At 67.0% G+C, this 17621-nt stretch carries 17 protein-coding genes and 1 riboswitch; of the genes, 7 read left to right on the top strand and 10 right to left on the bottom strand.

Annotated features, from left to right (window positions below):
- Positions 1 to 26 precede the first annotated feature (26 nt).
- From AC1DDH_RS16870 to AC1DDH_RS16860, 3 genes are all read right to left on the bottom strand, one after another.
- The gene (locus AC1DDH_RS16870; protein WP_476931430.1) at positions 27 to 692 is read right to left on the bottom strand and encodes a methionine ABC transporter permease; all 666 of its coding nucleotides are present in this window, start codon (positions 690 to 692) and stop codon (positions 27 to 29) included.
- The gene (locus AC1DDH_RS16865) at positions 685 to 1494 is read right to left on the bottom strand and encodes a methionine ABC transporter ATP-binding protein (protein ID WP_476955896.1); all 810 of its coding nucleotides are present in this window, start codon (positions 1492 to 1494) and stop codon (positions 685 to 687) included. Before AC1DDH_RS16865 ends, AC1DDH_RS16870 begins: the two co-directional genes overlap by 8 nt.
- Before the next feature lie 139 nt (positions 1495 to 1633).
- Positions 1634 to 1724: riboswitch (SAM riboswitch) on the bottom strand.
- Between the two features lie 97 nt (positions 1725 to 1821).
- Positions 1822 to 2247 (bottom strand): CoA-binding protein, encoded by a 426-nt coding sequence (locus AC1DDH_RS16860; protein ID WP_476955895.1) that lies wholly within the window; start codon positions 2245 to 2247, stop codon positions 1822 to 1824.
- 307 nt (positions 2248 to 2554) lie between these two features.
- Between AC1DDH_RS16860 and acs the strand changes: the two genes are divergently transcribed.
- From acs to AC1DDH_RS16840, 4 genes are read left to right on the top strand one after another with little or no spacing between them, the layout of a single operon-like run.
- The gene (gene acs, locus AC1DDH_RS16855; protein ID WP_476955894.1) at positions 2555 to 4780 is read left to right on the top strand and encodes an acetate--CoA ligase; all 2226 of its coding nucleotides are present in this window, start codon (positions 2555 to 2557) and stop codon (positions 4778 to 4780) included.
- A gap of 10 nt (positions 4781 to 4790) precedes the next feature.
- Positions 4791 to 5999: a dimethylsulfone monooxygenase SfnG gene (gene sfnG, locus AC1DDH_RS16850; protein ID WP_476857654.1), complete on the top strand. Its 1209-nt coding sequence runs from the start codon at positions 4791 to 4793 to the stop codon at positions 5997 to 5999.
- Positions 5999 to 7339 (top strand): O-acetylhomoserine aminocarboxypropyltransferase/cysteine synthase family protein, encoded by a 1341-nt coding sequence (locus AC1DDH_RS16845; RefSeq protein ID WP_476955893.1) that lies wholly within the window; start codon positions 5999 to 6001, stop codon positions 7337 to 7339. Before sfnG ends, AC1DDH_RS16845 begins: the two co-directional genes overlap by 1 nt.
- Positions 7339 to 7833 carry a CoA-binding protein gene (locus AC1DDH_RS16840; protein ID WP_476955892.1) on the top strand — a complete coding sequence of 165 codons (495 nt, stop codon included), beginning with the start codon at positions 7339 to 7341 and terminating at the stop codon, positions 7831 to 7833. The genes AC1DDH_RS16845 and AC1DDH_RS16840 overlap by 1 nt, the downstream gene beginning before the upstream one ends.
- A gap of 143 nt (positions 7834 to 7976) precedes the next feature.
- Here the strand turns inward: AC1DDH_RS16840 and AC1DDH_RS16835 are convergent, their stop codons facing one another.
- The 4 genes from AC1DDH_RS16835 to AC1DDH_RS16820 all read right to left on the bottom strand — a co-directional run bounded on the left by AC1DDH_RS16835 (position 7977) and on the right by AC1DDH_RS16820 (position 11318).
- Positions 7977 to 8798: a hypothetical protein gene (locus AC1DDH_RS16835; RefSeq protein WP_476955891.1), complete on the bottom strand. Its 822-nt coding sequence runs from the start codon at positions 8796 to 8798 to the stop codon at positions 7977 to 7979.
- Positions 8795 to 9343 carry an RNA polymerase sigma factor gene (locus AC1DDH_RS16830; RefSeq protein ID WP_476850495.1) on the bottom strand — a complete coding sequence of 183 codons (549 nt, stop codon included), beginning with the start codon at positions 9341 to 9343 and terminating at the stop codon, positions 8795 to 8797. The genes AC1DDH_RS16835 and AC1DDH_RS16830 overlap by 4 nt, the downstream gene beginning before the upstream one ends.
- 130 nt (positions 9344 to 9473) lie before the next feature.
- Positions 9474 to 9974: a hypothetical protein gene (locus AC1DDH_RS16825; protein WP_476871049.1), complete on the bottom strand. Its 501-nt coding sequence runs from the start codon at positions 9972 to 9974 to the stop codon at positions 9474 to 9476.
- A 333-nt stretch (positions 9975 to 10307) separates the two neighbouring features.
- Positions 10308 to 11318 carry a 1-aminocyclopropane-1-carboxylate deaminase gene (locus AC1DDH_RS16820; RefSeq protein WP_476860033.1) on the bottom strand — a complete coding sequence of 337 codons (1011 nt, stop codon included), beginning with the start codon at positions 11316 to 11318 and terminating at the stop codon, positions 10308 to 10310.
- 105 nt (positions 11319 to 11423) lie between these two features.
- Here AC1DDH_RS16820 and AC1DDH_RS16815 point away from each other — a divergent pair, with 105 nt between their 5' ends.
- Positions 11424 to 12086, top strand: coding sequence for a GntR family transcriptional regulator (locus AC1DDH_RS16815; protein ID WP_230009254.1), 663 nt, complete (start codon positions 11424 to 11426; stop codon positions 12084 to 12086).
- A gap of 151 nt (positions 12087 to 12237) precedes the next feature.
- On the opposite strand, the gene AC1DDH_RS16810 is transcribed toward AC1DDH_RS16815, so the two are convergent.
- A complete protein-coding gene (locus tag AC1DDH_RS16810) occupies positions 12238 to 13527 on the bottom strand; it encodes an adenylosuccinate synthase (RefSeq protein ID WP_018776133.1) in 1290 nt (429 codons plus the stop codon).
- A 401-nt stretch (positions 13528 to 13928) separates the two neighbouring features.
- On the opposite strand from AC1DDH_RS16810, the gene AC1DDH_RS16805 reads away from it, so the two are divergent.
- A complete protein-coding gene (locus AC1DDH_RS16805; protein ID WP_476857648.1) occupies positions 13929 to 15137 on the top strand; it encodes a cobalamin-independent methionine synthase II family protein in 1209 nt (402 codons plus the stop codon).
- A 185-nt stretch (positions 15138 to 15322) separates the two neighbouring features.
- Positions 15323 to 15955 (top strand): uracil-DNA glycosylase family protein, encoded by a 633-nt coding sequence (locus AC1DDH_RS16800; protein WP_028277428.1) that lies wholly within the window; start codon positions 15323 to 15325, stop codon positions 15953 to 15955.
- A 176-nt stretch (positions 15956 to 16131) separates the two neighbouring features.
- Here AC1DDH_RS16800 and AC1DDH_RS16795 read toward each other — a convergent pair whose 3' ends face one another.
- Positions 16132 to 16557: a DUF3151 domain-containing protein gene (locus tag AC1DDH_RS16795; protein ID WP_476857647.1), complete on the bottom strand. Its 426-nt coding sequence runs from the start codon at positions 16555 to 16557 to the stop codon at positions 16132 to 16134.
- Positions 16558 to 16559: 2 nt separating this feature from the next.
- Entirely contained in the window at positions 16560 to 17579 is a 1020-nt protein-coding gene (gene fbaA / locus AC1DDH_RS16790) for a class II fructose-bisphosphate aldolase (protein WP_018776137.1), read from the bottom strand.
- Positions 17580 to 17621 lie beyond the last annotated feature (42 nt).

Raw genomic sequence — 17621 nt, 5'->3', positions numbered from 1 at the left:
AGGTGGGACGAGGGTGCTGCCGGCGCTCAGAGGCGCTTGTCCAGGCGCCGGGCAACATAGGATCCGCCCAGCTGAACGATGGTGACCAGCAGGATCATCAGGACAATGGCGGTGATCATGAGCGGCGTTTCGTAGCGGTAATAGCCGTACCGGATGGCGAAGTCGCCGATTCCGCCGCCGCCCACCAGTCCGGCCATCGCCGAGTAGGAGATGAAGCTGACGGTCATGATGGTGATGGAGCTGACGAGTCCGGGCTTCGCCTCCACAATCAGGACGTCCCGGACGATCTGGGACCGGCTGGCGCCCATGGACCGTGCCGCTTCGACCACTCCGCCGCCGAGCTGGCTCAGGTTCTGTTCCACGAAGCGGGCGAAATACGGAATGGCGTTGAGGGTCAGCGGGACAATGACGGCGGCCGTGCCGATGGTCGTGCCGACAATGAACCTGGTCACGGGAATGATCGCGATCAGCAGGATCAGGAACGGGAACGAGCGGAGCAGGTTGACCAGCCCGTCCAGGACCCGGTGCAGCTTTGGCCTGTGCTTGAGCCCGTTGGGACCGATGGTGTAGAGCTGGACACCCAGCGGTGTCCCGAGCAGCACCGCCAGCGGGATGGCCACCAGCAGCATGGTGAGGGTCTGTCCCATGGCGACGCCGATTTCGGGCAGGACTTCCAGGATGCGGTCAAACATTGATCAGGCCCTCCGACGCGGCTGTGGTGTGGGTGCCCCTCCCGGAGCGGTCCAGCTGGATCTCATCGGAGACCAGGTAGCGGCCGATCGACGTCGCCGGGCGGAAACCGGGGCGCTGGAGTTCGGCGAGGTCGAACTGCTCCACCACCCGGCCTTCTTCCATGACCGCGACGCTGTCCGCGATGGCCTTGATGACATTCATCTCGTGGGTGACCACCACGATTGTGATGCCGAATTCGGCGTTGACGTCGGCCAGGTATTGCAGGACCGATGACGTCGTCCGGGGATCCACGGCCGACGTCGGCTCGTCGCAGAGCAGCACTTTGGGCCCGGTGGCGAGGGCGCGGGCGATCGCCACCCGCTGTTTCTGGCCCCCGGAGAGTTTGGCCGGATACGTTCCCGCTTTGTCGGCGAGGTCCACGATTTCCAGGGTTTCGGCGGCCCGCCGCCGGCGTTCCGCCTTCCCGACGCCGGCGAACTTCAGGGACAGCTCCACATTTTCCTGGGCCGTGAGGTTGTTGAGGAGATTGAAGTGCTGGAAAATCATGCCGATGTCATGCCGCTTGGTCCGGAGCTCGGCGTCGGACAGGGTCACCAGGTCCACGCCGTCCACCAGGACGCGGCCCGACGTCGGGCGCTCGAGGAGGTTGATGTTGCGCAGCAGCGTGGATTTGCCGGCGCCGGAGAACCCGATGATGCCCTGGATGGTGCCCCGCCTGATGTGCAGGCTGACGTCATCGACGGCCGTGAAAGGTCCCGCGGCCGAAGCGAATGACGTGCTGACGTTCTGGATCTCGATCACAGGCCCCCACCTGCTCGGGGCCGCGGCGCTGCCGCTGTCTGCGTGTTCATGATTTCCTCCGGGCTCGCCCGAGGAAAGCCCTGGGTCCTGGCTTCCGGGCAGCGCTGAGCGAAGCCGGGGAGCCTCAGAACACAGTGGTTCTCCATCGGTCCTGGCGGTAGCACCGTCCTCAAAGGAGGGGGTTGCTGCGGCGTCACGGAGCCAGATCTCTCAGCCGCTCGGGATGGTTACGAGTCCATCTCACACGGCAGGAGGCCGGATACAGAAAAAGCCGGTCACATTTTGTAACCGACTCTTCCCGATCTGTTGATCGTCATTCCCGGGCCGTTAGATGCCCACGCGCCAGCCTTCGCGGGCGGGGCACGCGTTCACGACGACGTCCAGCCCGGCGGCCTTGGCCCGGTCCGTCGCGGCGTCGTCGAAGACGCCCAGCTGCAGCCAGACGGCCTTGGCGCCTACTGCGATGGCCTCGTCTATGACTGCGCCCACCCTGTGGGAGTTGACGAAGCAGTCCACGACGTCGATCGGGTGCTTCTCCGCCGGGATGTCAGACAGGGAACGGTACCCCTTCTCGCCGTGGACATCGTCGCCCGGAAGGTTGACCGGAATGATGGTCATGCCCATCCGGTCCCGGACATAGAGGGAGACCTCATTCGCCGAGCGCCATTCGTTGGTGGTGAGGCCGACCACCGCCCACGTGCCTTTGGTTCGCATGAGGCGGTCAATGACTGCCGGATCGTTAACATGGGCCATGCATCAACCTTACTCCTGCGACCTTTCCGGGCAATTGTCGAATAAATGAATGATTTGGGCAGGACCCACGCCGGGTGAACGAATATTACGGCGCTCCCGGACGCCGATTTTGCGGAATCGTGCATCTGAAGTTCTAGTAGGTAGTGACCATCCCGAGCGGCCGAGAGACCTGGATCGATGACGCCGCAGCAACCCCTCGGTGACGTGAGACGACCATTCCCACGCAACCGCTCCGCCCTCCTTCGGTGAAATTCGAGGGAGCCGGAGCAACCAAGGGTGCTACTGCCAGGACCGATGGAGTGCAGCAATGACCCCTGAGAATTCTTCCGCCCTGCCCACCTTTGCCCGGACTGCGTCCGAGGCATTCCCACAAACCACTTCGGACGCGACGGCGAACGAAGCAGGGCTGCGTGACGCGGCCGGCTCCTCTCGCGGCTCTTCGGGATGGTCCCTGAACGAGTCCACGGACGGCGCAGTGCACGGCGTCCCCGCCGATGGGCCGGCGCGTCACCGCAGCACCACCTCCGGAAACCACCTTCCCCGGCACAGCGGCGCCGCGACCGCGGGAACTGTCCAGGCAGAGACGGTTGCGTTCTGGGAAACCCAGGCTCTCCGCCTCGACTGGGCGGACCTGCCCGGCGGCGCGACGGAGCAAACCAAGCCCTGGCACACCGCGCACCGCCGGGTCCCGGCCGACGTCGAGGCCGGCACCGGACCGCAGATCACCTGGTTCGAAGGGGGCAGGCTCAATGTCGCCTACAACTGCGTCGACCGCCACGTAGCGGCGGGGCGCGGAGACAAGGTGGCCCTGCACTTTGAGGGCGAGCCCGGCGACCGCCGTGCCGTCACCTACGCCGGACTCCAGCGCGAGGTCTCCAAAGCCGCCAATGCCCTCCTGGATCTCGGCATCACCAAGGGCGACCGGGTGGTCATCTACCTCCCCGTCATCCCCGAAACCGTGATCATCACCCTCGCAGTGGCCCGGATCGGTGCCATCCATTCCCTGGTCTTCGGCGGATTCTCCGCCGAGGCCCTGAAGTTCCGGGTGGAGGACACCGGCGCCAAGCTCCTGGTCACCACCGACGGCCAGTTCCGCCGCGGCACCGCCGTGCCGGTCAAGGACAACGCGGACGCCGCCGTCTCCGGCGACAACGCCATCGAACACGTCCTGGTGGTCAACCGGACCACTCCCGCGGACGAGCTGGACACCGTCCCGATGACCGCCGGCCGCGATGTGTGGTGGCACGACGCCGTCGGCACCGCCTCCGAGACTCACGAAGCCGAGGCGTTCGACGCCGAGACGCCGCTGTTCATCATGTACACCTCCGGCACCACCGGCAAGCCCAAGGGCCTGGTCCACACCTCCGGCGGCTACCTCACACAGGCGTCATGGAGCTTCGAGCACCTGTTCAGCAACCCCGACCCCGCGCTGCGGGAGAAGGACGTGCACTGGTGCACGGCCGACCTCGCCTGGGTCACCGCGCACACCTATGAGCTCTACGGCCCGCTCTCCAACGGCGCCACGCAGGTCATCTTCGAGGGCACGCCCAACACCCCGCACCCGGGCCGGCACTTTGAGATCATCGAACGCTACGCGGTCACGCAGTATTACACCGCGCCCACCCTGGTCCGCTCCCTCATGGGCTGGTTCCCGGACGGCGTCCCGGACACGTACGACCTCTCCTCTATCCGTCTTCTCGGCACGGTAGGCGAGGCCATCAACCCCGAGGCCTGGCGCTGGTTCCGGACCAACATCGGCGCCGGCACCGCCCCCGTGGTGGACACGTGGTGGCAGTCCGAAACCGGCGCCACCATCCTCTCCCCGGCACCGACGGACGCCGCGTTCAAGCCCGGCTGCGCGGCCCGCCCGCTGCCCGGCGTCAGCACGCGCATCGTGGACGACGCCGGCAACACGGTGCCGCCCGGCGTCCAGGGTTTCATCGTGGTGGACTCCCCCGGCCCGGCGATCGCCCGGACGGTCTGGGGCAACCCGCGCCGCTACTTCGATTCGTACTGGCGCCAATACGCCGAGCAGGGCTGGTTCCTCGCCGGTGACGGCGCCAAGTATGACGACGACGGCGACATCTGGATCCTCGGGCGGGTGGACGACACCCTCAACGTCTCCGGACACCTGCTCTCCACCATCGAGGTCGAATCGGCGCTCGTCACCCACCCGGACGTGGTGGAGGCCGGCGTCTGCCCGGTCGCGGACCCAAAGACCGGCCACGCGATCGTCGCGTTCGTGGTGCTGAAGGATTCGGCGGCCACCCCCGACATCCAGGGTGTGCTGAAGGCGCACGTCGCGAAGCAGATCGGGCCGATCGCCAAGCCGCGGGACGTCGTCGTCGTTCCCGACGTGCCGAAAACCCGCAGCGGCAAGATCATGCGCCGGCTGCTGACCCAGCTGTTCGAAGGCACAACGCTCGGCGACACCACCTCGCTGCAGAACGAACCATCCATCGCGGGCATCCAGGATGTGCTGCGCGACCGCGCCGCGGAAATCCTGGCACCAGCAAGCCCCACCCGGAAGTAAAGGAACACCCATGACTGAGATCAGCAACGTCGCCCGTCTTTCCGAACCGCTCAAGTTCGCCTACTGGGTCCCCAACGTCTCCGGCGGCCTGGTGGTATCCACCATCGAACAGCGCACCGGCTGGGACTTCGAATACAACAAGAAGCTGGCCAGGATCGCGGAGAACTCCGGCTTCGAATACGCCCTGACCCAGACCCGGTACGCCGCCTCCTACGGCGCGGACAAACAGCACGAGGCCACCTCGTTCAGCCTGGCGCTGCTGGCCGCCACCGAGCGCCTCAAGGTGATCTCCGCCGTCCATCCGGGCATGTGGCACCCCGGCGTGCTGGCGAAGTACATCATCACCGCGGACCACATCTCCAACGGCCGCGCCGCCGTGAACATCGTCTCCGGCTGGCTCAAGGACGAATTCACCAACTTCGGCCTCGAATGGCTCGAACACGACGAGCGCTACGTCCGCACCGAGGAATTCATCAAGGTCCTCCGCGGGCTCTGGACCGAGCAGGACTACAGCCAGTCCGGCAAGTACTACAACATCACCGACTTCACCCTGAACCCGGCACCGGTGGACGTGCCGGGCCGGGCGCACCCGGAGATCTTCTTCGGCGGCAACTCCACGGCCGCGCAGGCCACCGCCGGCCGGGTGGCTGACTGGTACTTCTCCAACGGCAAGGACCTCGACGGGTTCAAGGAGAACATCGCCGGCGTCGTGGCGGCGTCAGGTGCCGCCGGTCGCGGCACGGAAGGTGCCCTCCCCTCCCCCAAGTTCGGCCTCAACGGCTTCGTGATCGCCCGGGATTCCGAGAAGGAAGCCCGCGACACGCTCCGCGAGATCGTCGAGAAGGCGCACAAGCCCGCCGTCGAGGGGTTCCGCGCCGCCGTCCAGGAAGCCGGGGCGGCCACCAAGGACGGCAAGGGCATGTGGGCCGACTCGAGCTTCGAGGACCTGGTCCAGTACAACGACGGCTTCAAGACCCAGCTGATCGGCACCCCGGAACAGATCGCCGAGCGGATCGTGGAGTACAAGAAGATCGGCGTGAACCTGTTCCTGACCGGCTACCTCCACTTCCAGGAGGAAGTCGCCGCGTTCGGCCAGGACATCCTGCCGATCGTCCGCGAACTCGAGGCCGACCTCGCCCGCAAGAACGGCACCGAACTGGACCTGTCCCGGACCCCGGCGGCAAACGCCGGCACTACCAGCAAGCTGGTGAACGCGTAATGGCTGACCGCAAGTTCGGATTCCGCACCCGCGCGCTGCACGCCGGCGGCACCCCCGACGCCGAGCACGGCGCCCGCGCCGTGCCGATCTACCAGACCACCTCCTTCGTGTTCAAGGACACCCAGGACGCCGCGAACCTCTTCGCGCTGCAGAAATACGGCAACATCTATTCCCGGATCGGCAACCCCACCGTGGCCGCGTTCGAGGAGCGCATCGCCTCCCTGGAGGGCGGAATCGGCGCGGTGGCGACGTCGTCGGGGATGGCGGCGGAGTTCATCACCTTTGCCGCTCTGACCCAGGCCGGGGACCACATCGTGGCCGCCTCCCAGCTCTACGGCGGCACGGTGACCCAGCTGGACGTCACGCTGCGCCGCTTCGGCGTGGACACCACATTCGTCGCCGGCACCGATCCGGCGGACTACGCCGCCGCGGTGCGCGGGAACACCAAGGCGATCTTCGTGGAGGTGGTGGCCAACCCGTCCTCGGAGGTCCAGGACCTTGCGGCCCTCGCCAAGGTCGCGCACGACGCCGGCGTCCCGCTCGTCGTCGACGCCACCCTGAGCACGCCCTACCTCGTGCGGCCGATCGAGCACGGGGCGGACATCGTGATCCACTCCGCCACCAAATTCCTCGGCGGCCACGGCACCACCCTCGGCGGCGTGATCGTCGAAAGCGGCCGCTTCGACTGGGGCAACGGCAACTACCCGACCATGACCGAGCCCGTGGCCTCCTACGGCAACGTCTCCTGGTGGGGGAACTTCGGCGAGTACGGGTTCCTCACCAAGCTGCGCTGCGAACAGCTGCGCGACATCGGACCCGCACTGTCCCCACAGTCGGCGTTCCAGCTGCTGCAGGGCGTGGAGACGCTCCCCCAGCGCCTCGACGAGCACCTGAAGAACGCCCAGGCCGTGGCCGAATGGCTCGAAGCGGACGAGCGCGTGGCCTACGTGAACTTCTCCGGCCTGCCCTCGCACCCGCACTTCGAGCGGGCGCAGAAGTACCTGCCGCTGGGTCCGGGCTCGGTGTTCTCCTTCGGCGTCAAGGGCGGCCGGGCCGCCGGGCAGAAGTTCATCGAGTCCCTGCAGCTGGCCTCACACCTGGCCAATGTGGGCGACTCCCGGACCCTGGTCATCCACCCCGGGTCCACCACCCACCAGCAACTGAGCCCCGAACAGCTCGAGGCGGCAGGTGTCCCCGAGGACCTGGTCCGCATCTCCGTGGGCCTCGAGGACATCGATGACATCCTCTGGGACCTGGACCAGGCACTGGACGCCGCCTCGGAAGCAGCAGCCCCGGATGCATCCGCAGAGGCTGAAGCCTGCACGATCGGAGCGAACTGATGAGTGTTGAAGAACGGACCTGGACCGGCCCCTCGGCGCCGAAGCGCCTGAACCTGCTGCGGCAGGCGAAGTCGATCGCGATTGTGGGCGCATCGGACAAGCCCTCGCGCGCGAGCTATTTCGTGGCCACCTATCTGCAGTCCTCCACCCGGTACAAGGTCTATTTCGTGAACCCGGTGGTGAAGGAAATCCTGGGTCAGCCGACGTATCCGTCGCTCGCGGACCTGCCGGAAAGCCCGGACATTGTGGACGTGTTCCGCAAGCACGGCGACTTGCCCGGCGTCCTGGACGAGGCCATTGCCGCCGGCGCCAAGACCCTCTGGCTGCAACTGGGCTCCTGGCACGAGGACGTTGCCAAGGAGGCCGAGGCCGCCGGACTCGACGTCGTGATGGACCGCTGCGTGAAGATTGAGCATGCCCGGTTCCACGGCGGCCTGCACCTTGCCGGATTCGACACCGGCGTCATCTCTTCGAAGCGGCAGGTCCTGGCCTAAACAGCAGGAACAGCCCAACTCGAGCCGCCGCGAACCAACCCCCGCCAACCAACCCGTTGCGCTATCACTTTGGGTCGTTCTGAGCGCTCAGAACAGCCCTAAGTGATAGCGCAACCGGGTTAACAAAGTGCTTTAAGGGCGGCTTATGGCTGGCCGGGCGCCTTGGTCGGAACGACGCCCGGCAGGGTTGGCGTGATGTGGCCCGGAACGCGCGGCAGATCCTTGCCTGCGTTTCCGCCGCCGCCCGGAAGGTCGGGTGATCCGGGCAGCCCCGGCGCCCCGGGCCGCTGCCCGGGGGTCGGCAGGATGCCGTCGCGGCCGACGGCGGGCGGCGTGGCGGGGGGCGCGTGTCCGGCCGCCGGGGCGCCCGGGGCGCTGGAACTGCTGGGCGTCGATGCTCCGGACGGGTCAGCACCGGGCGTGCCGGGCGTGCCGTGACCCGGCGTGGCGACAGGCGCGGGAAGGGCGGGGATGGTGGACGGCGAGGGCTGGCCATGCTCGGGGGCCGGTGTGCCGCCGTGGCCCGGAGTCTGGAAGATGACCCCGACGGTGCGGCTGACGCTGTGCCGGAAGTCCTCGCTGGATGCCGCCACGGCGCCGGCACCAAGGGTCATGGCACCCACGACGGCGCCACCGACGATTGCCAGCCGGCGCTTCCGGCCGCGGCGCCCGGCCAGGCTGGTGACCCCGGCCGGCAGCGATTCATCGGCATCATTCTTCGCGGACGCGACGGTGGGCAGAGCCGTCGTCGTGGCTGTGTCAGGGGCGGAGGCAAGACCGGTTGCTCCGGCTGTTCCGGCCGCGAGCAGGGCCGCGAGGTCGGCGCGGGGCGCGGGAGCGGCATCCGGGACCACGGCGCGGAGCTGTTCCAGCGCGCTCCGAAGCCCGGCCGCGGATTCGAGGCCGGAGTCGCCCAGCATCGCCTGGATGCTGCCATCCTGCTGGGGGTCGCGGGTGCCGGTCATGATGCTGCGTGGTCCTTTTCGGTTACGAGTTCGCGCAGGGCACTGAGCCCGCGGCGCTGAAGCTGCTTGATGGCACCCGGCGTCTTGTCCATGATGCCGGCCACCTGTTCGATGGAAAGGTCCGCGACGATCCGCAGGACCAGAACTTCGCGCTGCTCCTCATTGAGCCTCGCGAGGGTGTCCGAGATACCGCCCAGGGATCCGAGCGCTTCGTCCTCGGCGGATGCCGAGTACCGGGCGTCGTTCAGGGGATCGTATTCGGCCAAATGCGGAGTGCGTTCTGCCCGCCGCCTGTAGTCGACCAGCCGCGCGTGGGCGACGGAGAAAATGAAGGTCCTCAGACCTGCGTGACCGCCGCTGACGCCGGCCAGCTTTGGCAGGACGTCCACGAACACATCCTGGGTCAGGGCCTCGGCGTCGTCCACGCCCCGGGCCCGGAAGTAGCCCAGCACGGCCGGGGAAATAACCGTGTACACCGCGCTGAAACCTGAAGGGTCACCAGCTAAGGCGGCTGACAATTCGTCATCGCTTAGCTGCTGTGCCAAGAGGCTGTCCTTCCGTTACTGCTGGGGCGCGGCCCCCGCAAGTCTAGCGGCCGCACCCCGGAGCCCTCCAAAGTGAGGGCTCCTTCCTTGCTTTCAGACCCGTGCCGGGTCCAGGCTAAACAGCCGGAATTTACTTGTCGTGCTGGGGCAGCTCGACCGACGGCTGGGCCGGAACAGCCGGGGTTGCCGGAATAGCGGGGGTTGCCGGAACGCCCTTGGCACCGGGGACGGCCGGTGTCGCCGGGGTGGCCGGAACTGCGGCGTGGATGTTGGCGTTGGCGCGTGCCTCGCCGGCAGCACCCTTGACGCTGGCGTCGCCCTTGACGGTGGCTCCGTCCTTTGCGTCGGCGGAGCCGTCGACGGCACCCTCGGTGCCGTCCACGTCGGCTTCGGCGTCGCCCTTGGCCTTGCCGTCAGTCGACGGCGCGGCCGGAACTGCGGGGACGGCCGGCTTTGCGGGGAGCGTAGGCGTGGCCGGGACAGCCGGCGTGGCGGGCGTAGCGTGGCTCACTTCAGCCTGCTCGGTGCCGGACATCTGAGCGGCATTGGCCAGTCCGATGCCGGAGAAACCTCCGACTGCCAGAATGGCGGCGCCGACAGCGATCTTGGTGGTCTTGCTAACACTCTTCATTACAGACGTACATCCTTTGTTTTTTTGGTTTGAAGGCGGGCTGAGGCCTCATGGGGGCAGTTGACAGCCCACTCTCGCCAGAAAAGGCTGGCCGGCGCCCATGGGGGCAGGCGCCGGCCGGCACTTACGGTGGAAGGCCAGCCGGGGTCTGGTGGGGGGTCCAAGACTCCGGCGGCGCTTACAAAGGAGTAATCGCTGGGCGGGCCCGAAAGGTTACGCACCAATCGGAAATTTCTTGATTTCTTTTTTGAGCCGGCGCTGCAGGGGCTTAACGACGACGGTGGGCCCCCGCCAGGGAACCCGTCGCCGCAGGAGCTTAACGACGACGCCGCGTCAGGACCGGAAGAGCCCGCTGTAGGCATTCAGGGCGACCTGGCCGCCGAGGTGGGCGTAGAGGACATTGCTGCCGGCCGGAATTTCCCGGCTTTTCACAAGGTCGATCAGCCCGGCCAGGGACTTGCCCTCGTAGACGGGGTCGGTGATCATGGCCTCGAGCGAGGCGCCCAGGCGGATGGCTTCCAGGGTGGAATCGACGGGAATCCCATAGAGGTCCCCGGCCCAGCCCTCCATGACGTTGATTTCCTCGTCCCGGAGTTCCCTGCCCAGGCCGATCAGCTCGGCGGTGTTCCGGGCGATGCGTTCCACCTGGTCACGGGTCTTCGCCAGGGTTGCCGACGCGTCGATGCCGATCACGCGGCGCGGTTTGTCCTGGCCGGCAAAACCCGCGATCATCCCGGCGTGGGTGGAGCCCGTGACGGTGCAGACGACAATCGTGTCGAAAAAGATGCCGAGCTCGCGCTCCTGCTCTTCCACCTCGTAGGCCCAGTTGGCGAAGCCCAGACCGCCCAGCCTGTGGTCTGACCCGCCGGCCGGGATCGCGTAGGGCTTGCCGCCGGCGGCCTTGACCTCTTCAATGGCGGTCTCCCAGCTGCTGCGGATGCCGATGTCGAAGCCCGCACTGTCCAGCCGCACGTCGGCGCCCATGATCCGCGAGAGCAGGATGTTGCCTACCCGGTCGGACAACGGATCGGGCCAGTCGACCCAGTTTTCCTGGACCAGGCGTGCTTTGAGGCCGAGCTTCGCGGCCACCGCCGCGACCTGGCGGGTGTGGTTGGACTGGTAGCCGCCAATCGAGACGAGGGTGTCCGCACCCTGCGCCAAGGCCTCCGGGACGAAGTACTCCAGCTTGCGCGTCTTGTTGCCGCCAAACGCGAGGCCACTGTTGACGTCCTCGCGTTTCGCCCAGATCTGCGCCCCGCCCAGGTGTGCGCTGAGCCGCGGCAGCGGATGGACGGGGCTCGGCCCAAACATCAGGGGGTAGCGTTCGAAATCGGTGATGGCCATCGTCGGTCCTTCGCTCGCGGTGGGAAACGGTCACAGCAAATATGCAATATATTGCATTGTCGGATACGGGCTCCGGAAGGGCAAGAGGGATATACGATATGTTGCATGCCCGTACCCTCGCTCGCCGGAGTCCACAAGCGGCCGCTGCTGCGGGACAACGTCTTTGAATCGATCCGTAACGCGATCGTCGACGGCACCTTCGAGCCCGGCGAACGGCTGAAGGACGCCGAACTGGAAGCGTGGCTCGGCGTGAGCCGGACACCCATCCGCGAGGCGCTGCTGCGGCTGGAACGCGCCGGCCTGGTGGTTGCGCTGCCGGGCAAGGCGACCATCGTGGCCCCCTGCGACCCGGCGTCGACGCTCAGCACGCAGCAGGTGGTGGCGGGACTGCACGAGCTGGCCGCACGCCTGGCGGTCCCGCTCCTGGCGGAGGAGCACCTCGCCGCCATGGCCGGGGCCAACGCGCGCTTCGAACAGGCCCTGCAGGCGGCGGAGGTCGAGTCGGCACTGCGGGCCGATGACGATTTCCACGCCGTCTTTGTCACGGTCAGCGGCAACCCGGTGCTCCGGGAACTCCTGGAACAAACCACCCCCGTCCTGCGCCGGGTGGAGCGGATGCGTTTCGGCTCCTTTGCCGCCCGGGAATCGGTGGCTCAGCACGCTGAAATCATCCGGCTCGCCCGCCTTGGCGACGCCGAGGCGGCCGCCAGGGCGTGCCGGGAGAACTGGCTCTCGCTGCGGTTCACGTCCGCGGAAGACCCCGCCTAGGACCGTTGTGGTCCCGCCTGGGCCAGGCGTGGCTGCTGCCTTAACTGCGACGGCTGCGGCCTTAACCGCGACGGCGGCGGCCCGCCCCTGCAAGGGCGACCCGCCGCCGTCGTACGCCGGTTGGTGACACGTCAGTCGGTGCCGGCCAGTGTCAGTCGTTGATGAGGTCGTTGACCACGATCGTCTGGTCGCGGTCCGGGCCGACGCCGATCGCGGAGAACCGCGTGCCGGAGAGCTTTTCCAGGGCCAGGACGTAGTTCCGGGCGTTCTCCGGCAGGTCCTCCAGGGTACGGGCGCCGGTGATGTCCTCGGTCCAGCCTTCGAAGTATTCGAAGATCGGCTTGGCGTGGTGGAACTCGGTCTGGGTCATGGGCATTTCGTCGTGCCGCACACCATCGACGTCGTAAGCCACGCAGACCGGGATCTGTTCGATGCCCGTCAGCACGTCCAGCTTGGTGACGAAGTAGTCCGTGAAGCCGTTGACGCGGGAGGCGTGGCGTGCCAGCACGGCGTCGTACCAGCCGCAGCGGCGGGGACGGCCGGTGTTGACGCCGAACTCGCCGCCGGTCTTCTGCAGGTACATGCCCATCTCATCGAACAGTTCCGTCGGGAACGGCCCTGCGCCCACGCGGGTGGTGTAGGCCTTGATGATGCCGATGGAACGCGAGATCCGGGTGGGGCCGATGCCAGAGCCCACGGAGGCGCCGCCCGCGGTCGGGTTCGAGGACGTCACGAAGGGGTAGGTGCCGTGGTCAACGTCCAGGAAGGTGGCCTGGCCGCCCTCCATCAGGACCACCTTGCCCTCGTCCAGGGCGGTGTTCAGGACGTAGGTGCTGTCGATGACCAGCGGGCGGAGGCGCTCGGCGAAGGACAGGAAGTACTCCACGATCTCGTCCACCTCGATGTCCCGGCGGTTGTAGACCTTGACCAGGAGCTCGTTCTTCTGGCGCAGCGAACCCTCTACCTTCTGGCGCAGGATCGAGGCGTCAAAGACGTCCTGGACGCGGATGCCGAGGCGGGCCACCTTGTCCATGTAGGCCGGGCCGATGCCGCGGCCGGTGGTGCCGATGGCGCGGCTGCCGAGGAACCGCTCGGTGACCTTGTCCAGGACCTGGTGGTAGGGCGCCACGAGGTGCGCGTTGGCGGAGACGCGCAGCTTGGAGGTGTCCGCGCCGCGGGCCTCCAGTCCGTCGATCTCCTGGAACAGGGCTTCCAGGTTCACCACGCAGCCGTTGCCGATGATCGGAATCGCGTTCGGGCTCAGGATGCCGGCCGGAAGGAGCTTGAGCTCATACTTCTCACCGCCTACGACGACGGTGTGCCCGGCGTTGTTGCCGCCGTTGGGCTTGACGACATAGTCGACGCGGCCGCCAAGCAGGTCAGTGGCCTTACCTTTGCCTTCGTCGCCCCATTGGGCTCCGACGATCACGATTGCTGGCATGGGATCCTCCCCCATTCGTTCGGGCCGAACTGCGTTTAATGACCAGGCGGTCACCGCAGTTCAGCGCCGTTCATGAGAATGCCCCGAATCTATCGCTGTGTTCGTATCCAACGCCAGAGTTCCGGGGCTCTTACCACCCAAGTTTAGCCGAAATCGGTGCCCGGCATCGCTTTGGGTCCTTGCTTGGACGCGCCGCCTAGGTGGTGAACGCCAGGGCGGCTTCCGCGAGGGGGGGCCACGCGTCCGCCGCGGCGGACGAGCCGTTCTTTTTTCCTGGCGTTCGTCGTAGCTGCCTCATCCACCAGCTCAGGCCCGACACATAGCGGGCACCACTTGCGGGACGGCGCGAGGTGGAATTGAGTGGGAGTGAGAATCCCGAGCGGCCGAAAGGAATCCGCGCCATGCCCCGGACCACTGACCACATCCGTGTGACCCATGCCGGCTCATTGCCCCGCACGCCGGAGCTGATCGCCGCAAACGAGGCCAAGGAAACCGACGGCATCACGCCCGAATTCCTGGACCTGCTCGAAACCTCGGTAGTGGACGTCGTCCAGCGCCAGAAGGAGCTGGGCATCGACATACCCAATGACGGCGAGTACGGGCACACGATGTCCAGCTCCGTGGACTACGGCGCCTGGTGGAATTACTCCTTCTCACGGCTCGGCGGCCTGGAACCGACCGACGTGGACCGCTGGGCCGACGCCACGGTGCACCGCTCCTCACCCGGCCACATCGTCCTGACCTCCTTCCCGGACCGCCGGGACCGGCAGAAGTTCGATGACGCCTACAACGACCCCTCCTCCGGGATCCTGGCCCACCGCAAGGCCGTCACGCAGCCCAAGGTCGCCGGGCCACTGACGTACACGGGCCAGGAGCTCGTGGCCTCGGACGTTGCCAACCTCAAGACCGGACTGGCCGCGGCCGGGCTCGCCGAGGGGTTCATCGCCTCCCTCTCGCCCGGTTCGTGCGCCCGTGTGGCCAACGATTACTACGGCAGCGATGAGGAACTCCTCTACGCCTGCGCCGACGCGATGCGCGAGGAATACAAGGCCATCATCGACGCCGGCCTGACAGTCCAGCTCGACGACCCCTCCCTGGCCGAGAGCTGGGACCAGATCAACCCCGAGCCGAGCCTGGCGGACTACCTGAAGTTCATCCAACTCCGGGTCGAAGCAACGAACTGGGCGCTGCGCGGTCTTCCCCAGGAGCAGATCCGGCTGCATGTCTGTTGGGGTTCCTGGCACGGCCCGCACACCACGGACATCCCCTTCGCGGACATCGTCGACTCAGTCCTGCAGGTCAATGCCGGCGGCTACTCCTTCGAGGCGGCCAACGTCCGGCACGAGCACGAATGGCGCGTCTGGGAGGATGCGAAGCTTCCCGAAGGGAAGGTCATCATCCCCGGCGTCGTCTCACACGCCACCAACGTCGTGGAGCATCCGGATCTCGTGGCCGACCGGATCGTGCGCTTCGCCGAGCTCGTGGGACGTGAAAACGTGATTGCGTCCACCGATTGCGGGCTGGGCGGCAGGGTGCATCCCCAAATCGCCTACGCCAAGCTGGAGGCCCTCGGCGAAGGCGCACGCCGCGCCACCCAGCGGCTCTGGTAGCAGCACCTGGCCGGCGGGGTCCAGCCCGGCGCCGCATTTCGCGGGGCTTGATAGACTGATAAGGATCGACCAGGAATCGGTCCACACCACATTTTCAAACCACACCATTGCTCCGCATGCCCGTATTCGGCGTGCCTGCATCCGGTGTGGCAGCTTTGCCAATCCCGCAGGAGACCCAGCAACATATGACAGCCCTGGCCACCGAAAATTTCCGCGAAGAGCTTCTGAGCCGCCGGTACGAACCTAACGTCGCCCCCGTCAACGAGCTCCTTGACGTCCTCCAGGCAACCAAAGCTGGCACCGCTGTCCCCTACGTGGACCCCATGCACGACGTCGACGAGTGCCGGATCATCAGCCTGTACTCCAACATCGGCACCGCTGACGCGTCAGGCTTCATCACCGCCGGCGACGACGAGGCCGCCACCCGCATGCTGGGCATCCAGTGGAAACTCGGCCTGCGCCCCGAGTTCGTCATGCCCTGGAACGTCCACCCGTGGCACGTCCCCGGCGAGCCGAACGGCAAGTTCACGCCGGACCAGATTTCCGCGGGCCTGAAGCCGCTGCTGAAGTTCCTGGCCCTCGTTCCCCGCGCCTCCGTGATCGTCGCCCACGGCACCGAGGCCAACCGCCTGGCCAACCTGCTGCTCAAGACCGAAGTGCCCATGATCTGGCGCCGCGGCCTGAAGACCTACAAGGTCCGCTCGCTCAGCGGCCGGGCGTTCGCCGGCACCCCGGCCCGGCAGGAAGAGTACCTGGCGGAGATGCACACCGCCTACGCGGACGCCATGGCCCGCACGGGCCTGGCCAAGGCCAGCTGACCCACCCACGCACAAACGACGGCGGGCTCCCACCTCAAGGCGGGAGCCCGCCGTCGCACGTTAACGCGTTAACACGTTAATCCGTCGCTTAAACCGCAACGCGGGGTCACTTACGGCCCATCCACCGTGGTGGGATGGACCGTAAGTGACCCCGCGTTGCGTCGTTTGGCGGCGCCTCAGCCCTCGGCTTCGATGGCCGCCTTCGCGCCGGGATCGGAATCCTTCAGGAACTTTTCGATCCGCTCCGGCTCCTCGGGCTCGCCGATCGCCGCGGACGCACGGCCAAGCGAGTAGAGGGAGCGCAGGAAGCCGCGGTTGGGTTCGTGCTCCCACGGGATCGGCCCGACGCCGCGCCACCCGTTGCGGCGCAGCGAATCCAGGCCGCGGTGGTAGCCGACCCGCGAGTACGCGTAGGAATCGATGGTGCGGCCCTCGTTCCAGGCCTCCTCGGCGAGGATGGCCCACAGGAGCGAGGAGGTGGGGTACTTCGCCACGAGGTCCACGGCTTCCTGGCCGAGCGCGAGATGCTGGTAGATCTCGCTCTCGGCAGGCAGGAGCGTGGGCTCGGGACCCATCAGGTTTTTCCGGAACTCGTCGGACATGGCTAGAAGGTCTTGCCGGTGGAGCCCAGCTGCTGGGCGGCCTCGACCACGCGGGCGGCCAGGCCGGCCTCCGCCGAAGCGCCCCAGACGCGGGGATCGTAGAGCTTCTTGTTGCCGACCTCGCCGTCGACCTTCAGCACGCCGTCGTAGTTGCGGAACATGTGGTCCACCACGGGGCGGGTGTAGGCGTACTGGGTGTCGGTGTCGATGTTCATCTTGATGACGCCGTAGGAGACGGCGTCCGCGATTTCCTTGTCCGAGGAGCCGGAGCCGCCGTGGAACACGAGGTCGAACGGGTTGGCCTTGCCGATCTTGGCGCCGACCTGCTCCTGGATGTCCTTGAGGATCTCGGGGCGGAGCTTGACGCCGCCCGGCTTGTAGACGCCGTGCACGTTGCCGAAGGTCAGCGCCGTGATGTAGCGGCCGTTTTCGCCGGAACCGAGCGCGTCGATGGTGGCCAGGGCGTCCTCGACCGTGGTGTAGAGCTTGTCGTTGATGGCGTTCTCGACGCCGTCTTCCTCGCCGCCCACGGTGCCGATCTCGACCTCGAGGATCATCTTGGCGGCGGCGGTGCGCTCGAGCAGTTCACGGGCGATCCGCAGGTTTTCCTGCAGGGTCTCGGCGGAGCCGTCCCACATGTGCGAGTTGAAGAGGGGGTTGCGGCCTGCCTTGACCTCGGCCTCGGAGGCGGCGAGCAGCGGGAGCACAAAGCCGTCGAGCTTGTCCTTGGGGCAGTGGTCCGTGTGCAGGGCGATGTTCACGCCGTAGTTCTTCGCGACTTCGCGGGCGAACGCGGCAAAACCGAGGGAGCCGGCAACCATGTCCTTGGTGGCGGCGCCGGACCAGTAAGCTGCGCCGCCGGTGGAGACCTGGACGATGCCGTCGGACTCGGCCTCGGCGAAGCCGCGCAGGGCGGCGTTCAGGGTCTGGGAGGACGTGACGTTGACCGCCGGGAAGGCGAAGCCGCCCGTCTTGGCGCGGTCGATCATCTCGGAGTAGATCTCTGGGGTTGCAATGGGCATGCTGACTCCTAATGTGAATTTCGTCTGCGGGCTGGTGATCCT

The organism is Arthrobacter sp. 10T425, from assembly GCF_056393985.1.
Note: the sequence above shows the minus strand (reverse complement) of the source record. Positions and strands in the feature narration are given on the sequence as shown.